The 12,476-nt window shown below is 69.2% G+C and carries 10 protein-coding genes; all 10 read left to right on the top strand.

Going from position 1 to position 12,476, the window contains the following annotated elements:
* The first annotated feature begins 5 nt into the window (after window positions 1–5).
* The 10 genes from B1L07_02195 to B1L07_02150 all read left to right on the top strand — a co-directional run bounded on the left by B1L07_02195 (window position 6) and on the right by B1L07_02150 (window position 12,463).
* Window positions 6–1,223, top strand: a complete 1,218-nt coding sequence (locus B1L07_02195; GenBank protein ID AUZ56413.1) for a hypothetical protein — start codon at window positions 6–8, stop codon at window positions 1,221–1,223.
* A gap of 20 nt (window positions 1,224–1,243) precedes the next feature.
* Window positions 1,244–2,548 carry an ABC transporter ATP-binding protein gene (locus B1L07_02190; GenBank protein AUZ56412.1) on the top strand — a complete coding sequence of 435 codons (1,305 nt, stop codon included), beginning with the start codon at window positions 1,244–1,246 and terminating at the stop codon, window positions 2,546–2,548.
* A 92-nt stretch (window positions 2,549–2,640) separates the two neighbouring features.
* A complete protein-coding gene (locus tag B1L07_02185) occupies window positions 2,641–3,864 on the top strand; it encodes an ABC transporter permease (GenBank protein AUZ54138.1) in 1,224 nt (407 codons plus the stop codon).
* 96 nt (window positions 3,865–3,960) lie between these two features.
* Window positions 3,961–5,274, top strand: a complete 1,314-nt coding sequence (locus B1L07_02180) for an ABC transporter ATP-binding protein (protein ID AUZ54137.1) — start codon at window positions 3,961–3,963, stop codon at window positions 5,272–5,274.
* Window positions 5,275–5,452: 178 nt separating this feature from the next.
* Entirely contained in the window at window positions 5,453–6,670 is a 1,218-nt protein-coding gene (locus B1L07_02175) for an ABC transporter permease (GenBank protein ID AUZ54136.1), read from the top strand.
* Window positions 6,671–6,690: 20 nt separating this feature from the next.
* Window positions 6,691–7,167, top strand: coding sequence for a DUF4440 domain-containing protein (locus B1L07_02170; protein ID AUZ54135.1), 477 nt, complete (start codon window positions 6,691–6,693; stop codon window positions 7,165–7,167).
* Window positions 7,164–8,498, top strand: coding sequence for an ABC transporter (locus B1L07_02165; GenBank protein ID AUZ54134.1), 1,335 nt, complete (start codon window positions 7,164–7,166; stop codon window positions 8,496–8,498). Before B1L07_02170 ends, B1L07_02165 begins: the two co-directional genes overlap by 4 nt.
* An 11-nt stretch (window positions 8,499–8,509) precedes the next feature.
* A complete protein-coding gene (locus B1L07_02160; protein AUZ54133.1) occupies window positions 8,510–9,724 on the top strand; it encodes an ABC transporter in 1,215 nt (404 codons plus the stop codon).
* Window positions 9,725–9,765: 41 nt separating this feature from the next.
* Window positions 9,766–11,106: a sigma-54-dependent Fis family transcriptional regulator gene (locus B1L07_02155; protein ID AUZ54132.1), complete on the top strand. Its 1,341-nt coding sequence runs from the start codon at window positions 9,766–9,768 to the stop codon at window positions 11,104–11,106.
* Between the two features lie 7 nt (window positions 11,107–11,113).
* The gene (locus B1L07_02150; protein ID AUZ56411.1) at window positions 11,114–12,463 is read left to right on the top strand and encodes an ATP-binding protein; all 1,350 of its coding nucleotides are present in this window, start codon (window positions 11,114–11,116) and stop codon (window positions 12,461–12,463) included.
* Window positions 12,464–12,476 lie beyond the last annotated feature (13 nt).

Below are 12,476 nucleotides of genomic sequence, written 5' to 3'. Positions count from 1 at the left end.
TGCGCATGGACATCAAACCCATCCTGGCGACCCTGACCCGGCACCGCGTCTCGGCGCTGCTGATCACGCTCGAGATCGCCCTGGCCTGCGCGGTGCTGTGCAACGCGCTGTTCATGGCGGTGTCGCGCATCGACCTGATCGGCCTGGACAGCGGCGTGGACGAAGCGTCGCTGGCCACGCTGTCACTGAACGACTGCGAGGGCTGCAACCCCGCCGACATCAACGGCCGCTGGCTCGAGCTGCTGCGCCGCCAGCCCGGGGTACAGGCCGCCGGCGTGGTCAACAGCCTGCCGTTCGCGCAGCGCGCCGGTGCCGCCGGCGTCACCCTGGACCCGGAAGGCAAGCGCTTTGGCGGCGTGCCGCACTTCTACACCGTCGACCCCGGCGCGATCCAGGCGCTGGGGCTGGTGCCGGTACAGGGCCGTGGCTTCACCGCCGCCGACTACCAGCCGGTCGACAACTTCCTGCCGGCCAACGCGCAGGTGTGGATCACCCGCGATTTCGCCGAGCACCTGTGGCCCGGCGAGAATCCGCTCGGCCGCGAGTTCTGGATGGGCACCTCGCACCTGAGCGTGGCCGGCATCGTCGCCCACTTCGCCGTGCCCAACCCCGGCCGCAGCGAGGGCGGCGTCGCCGCCGCGCAGTGGTCGGTGATCGTGCCGGTGGCCAGCGACGCGCAGAGCGGCACCTACGTGGTGCGCGCCGATCCGCGCGACCTGCCGGGCATTCTCCACGACGCGCTGGCGGCGGCACCGCGGCTGGTGCCCGAGGCCATCGTCAACCGCGAATACAGCCGCACCCTGGCCGAACTGCGCCACCGCTATTTCACCCAGGACCGGGCCATGACCCGGCTGCTGCTGGGCGTCTGTCTGGCGATGCTGCTGGTGACCGCGCTGGGCATCGTCGGCCTGGCCAGCTTCTGGGTACAGCAGCGCACCAAGCAGATCGGCATCCGCCGCGCGCTGGGCGCCACCCGGCGCCAGGTGGTGGCCTACTTCCAGACCGAAAACCTGCTGCTGAGCGCCGCCGGCATCGTGCTGGGCATGTTGCTGGCCTATGCCGGCAACCAGGTGCTGATGCACTACTTCGAGACCGACCGGCTGCCGCTGCTGTACCTGCCGCTCGGCGCGATCGCCCTGTTCGCGCTGGGCCAGGCCGCCGTCATCGGCCCGGCGCTGCGCGCCGCCTCCGTTCCGCCCATCGTCGCCACCCGCGGTCAGTGACCGCCCGCAAGGATACGTCCATGTTCGCCTACTACTTCAAACTGGCGCTGCGCAGCTTCCGTCGCAACAAGGTGCTCACCGCGTTGATGGTGCTGGCCATCGCGCTCGGCATCGGCGCGGCGATGACCACCCTGACCGTGTTCAAGGTGCTGTCCGGCGACCCCATCCCGCACAAGAGCGAGCGCCTGTTCTACGTGCAGCTGGATCCCTACACCAGGGAAGGCTACAAGCCGGGCGAAGAGCCGGAGCAGCAGCTGACCCGCTTCGACGCCGAGGAGCTGCTGCGGCAGAAGAAGGCGCCGCGGCAGGCGATGATGACCGGCGGCGACGGCATCGTCGATCCGCGCGTGGATGCACTCAAGCCGTTCAGCGTGAGCGCGCGTTACACCTCCGCCGATTTCTTCCCCATGTTCGACACGCCGTTCCTGTACGGACAGGGCTGGAGCGGCACCGAGGACAGCGGCCGCGCGCGGGTGGCGGTGATCAGCCGCAACCTCAACGAGAAGCTGTTCAAGGGCCAGAACAGCGTCGGCCGCGAGGTACTGTTCGAAGGCCATCCGCTGCGCATCGTCGGCGTGCTCGACAGCTGGTCGCCGCAGCCGCTGTTCTACGACGTGTTCGTCGGCAAGTACGACCGCAAGGAAGAGGTGCTGCTGCCGTTCTCCACCTCGCGCGACCTGCAGCTGGACCGCAGCGGCAACATGAACTGCTTCGGCCGCGAGATCGTCAACGACGCCACCGCGCTCAACGTGCCGTGCGCCTGGATCCAGTACTGGGTCGAGCTGGACGCGGCCGGCGACGCCGGTGCGTTCAAGGCCTACCTGGACAACTACTCCGAACAGCAGCGCGCCGCCGGCCGCTTCGAGCGCCCGGCCAACACCCGCCTGCGCAACGTCATGCAGTGGATGGACTACCGCGGCGTGGTGCCCGGCGACGTGCGCCTGCAGATGTGGCTGGCGTTCGGCTTCCTGCTGGTGTGCCTGGTCAACACCGTCGGCCTGCTGCTGGCCAAGTTCCTGCGCCGCAGCGGCGAAATCGGCGTGCGCCGGGCGCTCGGCGCCAGCCGCGGCGAGATCTTCAAGCAGTGCCTGGTCGAAGCCGGCACCGTGGGCCTGGCCGGCGGGCTGCTCGGCCTGCTGTTCGCGCTCGGCGGCCTGTGGGCGGTGCGCCAGCGCCCGGCCGAGTACGCATCGCTCGCGCACCTGGACGGCTCGATGCTGGTGCTGACCTTCGCCCTGGCCATCTTCGCCAGCCTGCTGGCCGGCATCCTGCCGGCCTGGCGGGCGATGCAGGTGACCCCGGCGCTGCAGCTCAAGAGCCAGTAAGGCTGGAACGACTGGAGGGGTGGCGAGCAGGTCCGACCGGCTCTCCACCCGCTTCCCACCCCTCGTTTTTTCTTCCGCTTCCGGAGAACCCCATGGAAATCCGCCCCATCCTCTCCACGCTGGCGCGCCACAAGATGGCGGCCGCGCTGATCGTGCTGGAGATCGCGCTGAGCTGCGCCATCATCTGCAACGCACTGTTCATCGTCACCCAGCGCCTGGAGACACTGAACCTGGCCAGCGGCATGGACGATGACCGGCTGGTCGAGATCGCCCTGAGCGGCATCGGCCAGCAGACCGACGCCGATGCCCGCACCGCGCAGGACCTGGCGTCGCTGCGCGCCATCCCCGGCGTGGAGCGCGTGGCCATCACCAACCAGCTGCCGTTCCAGAACGGCAGCTGGAACACCTCGCTCTCGCTCAGCGCCGAACAGGAAGTCCCCACCCTCAGCGCCACCCAGTACATGTTCGGCGAAGGCACGCTGGCATCCATGGGGCTGAAGCTGGTCGCCGGCCGCGACTTCAACGCCGACGAATACAAGAGCAGCGACGAGCTGAACAAGATCGAGGACGTGAGCAACCTGTCCTCGGCCATCCTGCTGAGCAAGGCCGCCGCCGACAAGATGTTCCCGGAAGGCGACGCGCTGGGCAAAACCGTGTACATGGCCAACATCCCGCTGACCATCGTCGGCGTGGTGGACACCCTGCTGCGGCCCAACCTGATGGGCGGCAACCGCACGTTCTCGGCGATCTTCCCGATCCGCATGAACTTCTCCAACGGCGGCCGCTACCTGATCCGGGTCAGCGACCCGGCACGCCGCGCCGAGGTGCTCGAACAGGCGCTGGCCGCGCTGGACAGGAACGACCCCAACCGCCTGGTCTGGCGCAAGCAGACCTACGAAGAGGGCCGCGCCAAGTACTTCGCCAACGACCGCGACATGATCGGCCTGCTGCTGATCGTCAGCGCGCTGCTGCTGCTGGTGACCGCGCTGGGCATCGTCGGCCTGGCCAGCTTCTGGGTGCAGCAGCGCACCAAGCAGATCGGCATCCGCCGCGCCCTCGGCGCGACCAAGGGCCAGATCCTGCGTTACTTCCAGACCGAGAACTTCCTGCTGGCGACCATCGGCATCATCGTCGGCATGCTGCTGGCGTACCTGCTGAACCAGTGGCTGATGGGGCGCTACGAGCTGCCGCGGCTGCCGCTGCTGTACCTGCCGCTCGGCGCCGTGGCGCTGTGGCTGCTGGGCCAGGTCGCAGTGTTCGGCCCGGCGCGCCGCGCCGCGGCGATCCCGCCGGCCGTCGCCACCCGCAGCACCTGACCACGGACGCCCTTCCCGCGGCGGCAGGACGCACGCGGGGAGGCAGGCCCGGGACCCGTCCCGGGCCACAGGGAACACCGCACCACGGGGAACCATATGCTCGGCTACTACCTGCAGCTCGCGCTGCGAAGCTTCCGCCGCAACAGGGTACTGACCACCTTGATGGTGGTGACGATCGGCATCGGCATCGGTGCGGCGATGACCACGCTGACGCTGTACAAGGTGCTGTCCGGCGACCCGATACCGGACAAGAGCACGCGCCTGTTCTACCCGCGGCTGGAGCCGCGCACGCTCGGCCGCGACGTCAGCCTTGACCCGGAGCCGATGGACCAGCTGACCCGCTTCGACGCCGAGGAACTGCTGCGGCAGAAGCGCGGCGTGCGCCAGGCGATGATGAGCGCCGGCGCGGTGACGGTCCTGCCGGAAGGCGCCGCGGCGCAGCCCTTCCGTGCCGCATCGCGCTACACCTCGGCCGATTTCTTCACCATGTTCAACGCGCCGCTGCGCGCCGGCCGCGGGTGGAGCGCGGACGACGACGCCGCACGCGCGCGGGTGGCGGTGATCGGCTCCGGGTTGGCCACGAAGCTGTTCGCCGACGCCGACCCGGTCGGGCGCGAGATCCGGCTGCCGCAGGGGGTGCTGCGTGTCATCGGGGTGATGGACGAATGGACGCTCAACCCGCGCTTCTACGACCTCAGCAACCGCCGCTTCGGCGGCGGCGAGCAGGTGTTCCTGCCGTTCTCCACCTCGCGCGACATGCGCCTGCCCACCCAGGGGAACATGAACTGCTGGGGCAACAGCAACAACGACCCGGAAGGCGCGCGCGGGCGCAACGCGCCATGCGCCTGGGTGCAGTACTGGGTGGAGCTGGCATCGCCCGGACAGGCTGCCGACTACCGCAAGTACCTGGCCGACTATTCGGACCAGCAGCGCGCCGCCGGCCGTTTCGAACGCCCGGCCAACGTGCGCCTGGACGACGTCATGGGCTGGCTCGACGTCAACCGCGTGGTGCCCAACGACGTGCGCATGCAGATGTGGCTGGCGTTCGGCTTCCTGCTGGTGTGCCTGCTCAACACCGTCGGCCTGCTGCTGGCCAAGTTCCTGCGCCGCAGTGGCGAGATCGGCGTGCGCCGTGCGCTCGGCGCCGCGCGCGGCGATATCTTCCGGCAATGCCTGGTGGAAGCCGGCGCCATCGGCCTGGCCGGCGGCCTGCTCGGCCTGGGCTTCGCCGCGCTGGGCCTGTGGCTGATCCGCCAGCAGCCGGACGATTACGCACGGCTGGCGCAGATGGATACCGGCACCCTGCTGTTGACCGTCACCCTGGCGCTGGCCGCCAGCCTGCTTGCGGGCCTGCTGCCGGCCTGGCGCGCGATGCAGGTGCCGCCGGCACTGCAGCTCAAGAGCCAGTGAAGCAGGAACGAGTGAAGAGGAGTGAGAAGTGAGAGAAGTCCAGATCAAGAGCACTTTCAATCAAGCCTGTCGTTTTTTCATGAGCAGTGATCGCAGCTGAGAAATGAAGCAACGGCTTGCCGTCGCTTCTTCTCGCTCCTCACTCCTCTTTACTCATTCCTCGCTCCCGGAGATTCCCATGGAAATCCGTCCGATCCTCTCGATCCTCATGCGGCACAAGACCGCCGCGGCGCTGATCGTGCTGGAGATCGCCCTGAGCTGCGCGATCATCTGCAACGCGATCTTCGTGATCGGCAACCGCACCACGGAAATGCGCCGCGAAAGCGGCATCGCCGAGGACGAACTGGTCCATATCAGCGTCAGCAGCCTGCAACCGGACCGCAACCGCGACGCGATGCGGCGCGAGGACACCGCCACCCTGGCCGCCGTCCCCGGGGTCAGGTCGGTCAGCAGCGTCAACCAGCTACCCTACGGCGACAACGTCTGGGCCTCTGGCATCAACCTGCGCCCGGGCCAGGCCGACGCGGTCGTCACCGCCTCCAACTACATGGACGACGGCCACCTGCTGCCCACCCTGGGCCTGCGCGTGGTGGAGGGCCGCGGCTTCAACCCGGACGAGTACCAGGACCAGGACGCCCTGGACGCACCGGGGCAGGCGCCGCAGGTGCCCGCCGTGCTGCTGAGCCGCGCGCTGGCCGCACGCCTGTTCCCCGGCGGGAGCGCGCTGGGCCGCGACATCTACGTGTGGGGCGACCAGCCCACCCGCGTGGTCGGCGTGGTCGACCGGCTGATCGCTCCCGGGCGCGGACGCATGTTCGAGGACAGCGACCACACCATGATCTTCCCGCTGTGGGTGTCCCACGGCAGCTATGTCCTGCGTACCGATCCGGCCCGCCGCGACGAGGTGCTGAAGGCCGCGGTGGCCGCGCTCACCCGCGCCGACCCCAACCGGATCGTCGACACCCGCAAGACCGTCAGCGAGATGCGCCGCGACTTCTACAGCCGTGACCGCGCGGTGATCTGGCTGCTGGTGAGCGTGTGCGTCGCGCTGCTGGCGGTCACCGCGTTCGGCATCGTCGGCCTCGCCAGCTTCTGGGTGCAGCAGCGCACCCGCCAGATCGGCATCCGCCGCGCGCTGGGCGCCACCCGCACCCAGATCCTGCGCTACTTCCAGGCCGAGAATTTCATCCTCACCAGCACCGGCATCCTGATCGGGGTACTGCTGGCCTACACCTTGAACCTCACCCTGATGCGCCAGTACGAGCTGCCGCGCCTGCCCCTGGCCTACCTCCCGGCCAGCGCGCTGGTGCTGTGGCTGCTGGGCCAGGTCGCGGTGTTCGGCCCGGCGCGCCGCGCCGCGGCGATCCCGCCCGCCGTCGCCACCCGCAGCGCCTGACCGGCGCAGGAGAAACCCCCATGAAGACCCCGCTGTACCTGTTGCCCCTGCTGCTGGCGCCGGCCGTCGCGGCACTGGCGGCCGATGACCTGGCCACTACCATCGCCACGCTCGACCGCGCCGTGTTCGACAGCTTCAACCATTGCCAGGATCCGGCCCAGCTGGAGAAGCACGCCGGCTATTTCGACCCGGCGGTGGAGTTCTACCACGACACCGGCGGCGTCACCTGGACCCGCGAGGCCATGCTCGACAACACCCGCCGCCATGCCTGCGGCCGTTACACGCGCGAACTGATCGACGGCAGCCTGCAGGTGTTCCCGGTCAAGGATTTCGGCGCCATCGCCCAGGGCAGCCACCGCTTCTGCGACACCGCCAGCGGCAAGTGCGAGGGACTGGCCGACTTCGTCATGCTGTGGCGCCTGCACGATGGCCAGTGGTCGATCACCCGCGTGCTGAGCTACGGCCACCGCACGGCGCCCACGCCCGCGCAGCCATGAACTACACGCTGGAAACCGGCCTGCGTGGCTGCCTGCGGCATCCGCGGACAATGCTGCTGGCGGTGCTGACCCTGGCATTGGGGCTCGCATCGGTGATGACCATGCTGACGCTGTTGTCGGTGCTGTCGGCTGATCCGCTGCCCGGCATCAGCCACAGGCTCTACATCGCCTGGGCTGATTCGCGCCCGGCGGCACGCAGTGGCGAGAACGACAGCATCGATGGCACTGGCGCCAGCGTACCGCCGCTTTGGAAGCTGCAGGACGTGCAGGCGATGCGTCACCAGCAGGCGGACGTCCGCCAGGTGGCGCTGCTGACCGCGCCGCTGTCGGTGAGCAATGCCGACGGCAGCAACACGCGCACCGCATCGGCGGTGCTGGCGGTAGGGCCCATGCTGTCGATGTTCGGCGTACCACTGCGCCATGGCCGTGCCTGGACGCCGGAGGAAGAACAGACGCGCGCGCCGGTGGTGGTGATCAGCCGCGCGCTGAGCCAGCGCCTGCTTGGCCGCGAAGACGGCACCGGTGCGGGGATCCGCCTTGGCCGCCATACATTCCAGGTGATCGGCATCAGCGAGCGCTGGGCACCACGCCCACGCCCACATTTCCTGCCCGGCAACGATCCCGGTTGGCAGGGCCATGGCGACGAGATCTTCGTGCCGGCGATGGCCGCGGTGGACGCGGGCGTGGAGGTCACCAGTACACGCCAATGCGATGGGGGTGGCTTCGATGGTTTCCGCTTCGACGAAATCAACATCGACAACTGCCGGTGGCTGGTGCTGTGGGCCGAGCTGCTGGATGGGGTTCAGCATGAAGCGTATGCACGCAGTCTGCAGGCGTTCGCAGCGCAGCGGCGGGCCAGTGGGGCCTTCGAGCGCGCTGCCGACACGACCCTGCGGCCCATGGGCGAATGGCTGCGTTTCAACCGCGTCGTGCCCGACAGCGTGCGCCTGAACCTGTGGCTGGCCGCCGGCTTGCTGGCCTTGTGCCTGGTCAATGTCGCCGGCCTGTTGGCCGCGCGCTTCCTGCGCCGTGCCGGCGAGCACGGCGTACGCCGTGTACTCGGTGCGCCACGGCGCTCGATCATCGCCGCCTGCCTGGTGGAAGCCGGACTGGCCGGAGTGCTGGGGGGCGTACTCGCATTGCCGTTGACACTGGGCGGGCTGTGGCTGATGCGCCAACAGGGTGAGGCGTATGCACCACTGGCGCGCTTCAGCCTCCCACTGTTCCTTGCCTTGCTGGCGCTGGCACTGCTCACCGGCCTGCTGGTGGGATTGCTGCCTGCGCTGCGCGCGGCCCGGCAGGAGCCGGCGCTGCAGGTCAAGACGCTCTAAGGAAGACCAGCATGTTCCCTCTGTTGTCCGCGCTGCGCCGCAACCCATTGATGCCCCGGCTGATCGTGCTGCAGGTCATGGTGGCCAGCGCGATCCTCTGCAACACCCTGTTCCTGCTGGGCCAGCAAGCCGCCCCCTTGCTGGTGGATGATGGCCTGGCAGGCGATGAACTGGTGATCGTCGACCAACTGGTCAGCCGCGGTGCGCCATGGACCCCCGCGCAGGTCCGTGCAGGTCGCGATGCCCTTGCATCGATCGCCGGCGTCCGCGCCGCCAGCGCCGCGTCCGGCGTACCAATGCGCCAGACGCTGACCCTGGCCTTCGAGCTCAAGTCAGCCGACGGCACGATGCTGGCGACCACCGGCTATGTCGGTGAGCGCCTGCTGGAGACTTTCGGCCTGCGCCTGACCCGCGGACGCGACTTCCTGGACACCGAGTACCGCGACATCCGCTTGGCCGACGACATGCATACGCCGATCATCATCACCGAAGCGCTGGCGCGGGCGTTGCTGGGGGATGCCGATCCCGTTGGAGCAACGTTGCGGTCGAGTGACGACAAAGGCAGCTACAGGGTCGTGGGTGTCGTCGCCCATCTCATGCGCTACCAGCTGTCGGAACTTGACGACGGAAAGGCGGAATACTCGATCATCATCCCCGGCATTCTCGACGGCATGCCCATCGCCAGCTATGTGCTGCGCACCGCCCCCGGCAACCGCGAAGCGCTGCGTGCGCAGGTGTCGAAGGTGCTGGACCAGCACTTCTCCGGGCGGCTGGTCGCGGGCATCGCGCCGGTGGTGGCCGACTATGAACGCCTGCGGGATGACGGACTGCGCACCCGGCGCGCGGCGGTCTGGCTGCTGTCCACGGTGAACGCCGTGGTCGCCACGATCACCCTGATCGGCATCGCCAGCCTCAGTGGCTACTGGATCCAGCAGCGCACACGCCAGATTGGCATACGCCGCGCCCTGGGGGCCACGCGCGGACAGATCCTGCGTCACTTCCTGGCCGAGAACCTGGTGCTGGTCGGTGTGGGGTTGGCGCTGGGCCTGCTCCTGGCGCTGGGCATCAATCAATGGCTGATGCAGCATTACGAGTTGGCACGGCTGCCGTTACCCTACCTGCCGGCGGCGGCGGTGTTGCTGCTGGCGCTGGGACAGCTGGCGGTTGCCGGCCCGGCGCGCCGCGCAGCGGGGCTGCCGCCTGCCAGCGCGGCCCGCAGTGTGTAAGGCCGGCGCTCCCCCAACCCCTTCTTTCCTGCAAGGCCCGAATGCCGCAGATACTGATCATCGACGACAACGCCGCCGTGGCCACCGCGCTGGACGTGCTGTTTTCGCTGCACGACATCGAGACGCGCCATGCGTGTTCGCCCGCGCAGGGGCTGGCGATGCTCGCCGAACAGGAGTTCGACCTGGTCATCCAGGACATGAACTTCACCGCCGACACCACGTCCGGCGAAGAGGGACAGGTGCTGTTCCGGCAGATCCGCGACAGCTGGCCGGACCTGCCGGTGATCCTGCTGACCGCGTGGACCCACCTGGACAGCGCGGTGGAACTGGTCAAGGCCGGTGCCGCCGACTACCTGGCCAAGCCCTGGGACGACGGGCGCCTGCTGACCACGGTCAACAACCTGCTGGAGCTGGCCGAGACCCGCCGCGAACTGAGCCGCCGCCGCCAGCGCGAGCTCAAGCAGCGCCAGAGCCTGCACGAACGCTACGACCTGGCCGGGGTGGTATTCGCCGACCCGGCCAGCGAGCGGGTCATCAGCCTGGCCTGCCAGGTCGCGCGCTCGGACCTGCCGGTGCTGATCACCGGCCCCAACGGCGCCGGCAAGGAGAAGATCGCCGAGATCATCCAGGCCAACTCCGGCAAGCGCGGCGGCGCGTTCGTCGCGCTCAACTGCGGCGCGATCCCGGCCGAGCTGATCGAGGCCGAACTGTTCGGCGCCGAGGCCGGCGCCTACACCGGCGCCAACAAGGCGCGCGAAGGCAAGTTCGAAGCCGCCGACGGCGGCACCCTGTTCCTGGACGAGATCGGCAACCTGTCGCTGGCCGGGCAGATGAAGCTGCTGCGCGTGCTGGAGACCGGCCGCTTCGAGCGCCTGGGGTCCAACCGCGAGCGCCAGGTGAAGGTGCGCGTGGTCAGCGCCACCAACGCCGACCTGCCGGCGATGATCCGCGACGGCAGCTTCCGCGAGGACCTGTATTACCGGCTCAACACGGTGGAACTCGCCCTGCCGGCATTGGCCGAGCGCCGCGAGGACATCCTGCCGCTGGCCCGCCACTTCCTCGGCGACGAGGGCAAGCCGCTGTCGCCGCAGGCCGCGCAGGCGCTGCAGCGGCATACCTGGCCCGGCAACGTGCGCGAGCTGCGCAACGTGATCCAGCGCGCCAGCCTGCTCGCGCAGGGGCCGCGGATCGAAGTGGCCGACCTGAACCTGCCGCGCGCGCCGCAGCGGCCCATCGCGCAGGCGGACGAACCTGACCGCGCGCGCATCGTCGGCGCGCTGGAGCGCGCCGGCGGGGTCATCGCCCAGGCGGCGGCGGACCTGGGCCTGAGCCGGCAGGCGCTGTACCGGCGCATGGACCGCCACGGCATCCCGCGCGACTGACATGCACATGCTGAGAACCCGCTCCTTCACCTTCCGCCTGTTCCTGCGCCTGTTGCCGGTGCTGGGCCTGGCCGCGGCGCTGCCGTGGCTGCTGGCTTACTGGATGGACCGCGGCTGGGTGGTCACCGTGGTTTCCACGGTGCTGCTGCTGTCGCTGATGTGGTGGACGCTGCGCCGTGCCACCGCGCCGATCCGGTCGCTGCTGCGCTCGCTGGCGGGCATCACCAGCAGCTACCGCGACGGCGAGTACAACTTCGGCGTGCACTGGCGCGGCGACGACGAACTGGCGCAGCTGGTCAAGGCGCATGCCGAGCTCGGCGACGTGCTGCGCGAGCAGCGCCAGGCGCTGGTGCAGCGCGAGCTGCTGCTCGACACCATGGTGCAGAACACGCCGGTGGCGATGCTGCTGCTGGCCGATGGCGGCGACGGCGTGCAGCGCGTGGCGTTCTCCAACATCTCCGCGCGCAAGCTGCTGCACGGCGGCTGGAAGCTGGAAGGCAAGCGCATGCACGAGCTGCTGGAAAACATGCCGGTGGAGCTGCGCAATGCCATCGCCCGCGGCGGCGACAGCCTGTTCGCGGTGCGCGAGGCCGACGGCGACGAGGACGACGAGCAGATCTACCACCTGTCGCGGCGCAGCTTCCATCTCAACGGCCGCCCGCACGACCTGCTGCTGCTGCGCCTGCTCACCGCCGAGCTGCGGCGCCAGGAAGTGCAGACCTGGAAAAAGGTGATCCGCGTCATCAGCCACGAGCTCAACAACTCGCTGGCACCGATCGCCTCGCTCGCGCATTCGGGCGCCGAGCTGGTGCGGCGCGGGCGCATCGAGCGGCTGGAGGACATCTTCGGCACGGTGGAGGAACGCGCGCGGCACCTGGAGGGTTTCATCCGTGGCTACGCGCGCTTCGCAAAGCTGCCGCAGCCGCAGCTGCAGACCGTGGCCTGGGGGCCGTTCCTGCGCGGGCTGCAGCAGCAGATCCCGTTCCGCATGGTGCCGCCGCCCGAGGACCTGTGCAGCCGGGTCGATCCGGCGCAGTTCTCGCAGGCGCTGCTCAACCTGCTCAAGAACGCGCACGAGGCCAGCAGCGACAACGGCGTCACCGAGGACACGGTCGAGGTACGGCTGGCGCGGCTGCCGCATTGGCTGCGCATCGAGGTGCTGGACCGCGGCACCGGCATGAATGAAGCGGTGCTGCAGAACGCGCTGATGCCGTTCTACTCGACCAAGCGCAACGGCACCGGCCTGGGCCTGGCATTGACCCGCGAAATCGTGGAAGCGCACGACGGCCGCATCTCCCTGCAGAACCGCAACGACGGCGGTCTGTGCGTAACGCTGCTGCTGCCGGCAGGCGGCTGACCCGCGGCGGCGC

The sequence above is a fragment of the Stenotrophomonas acidaminiphila genome, from assembly GCA_002951995.1.
Taxonomy (GTDB): domain Bacteria; phylum Pseudomonadota; class Gammaproteobacteria; order Xanthomonadales; family Xanthomonadaceae; genus Stenotrophomonas; species Stenotrophomonas acidaminiphila_A.
This window is presented reverse-complemented; position numbering and strand designations above follow the sequence as displayed.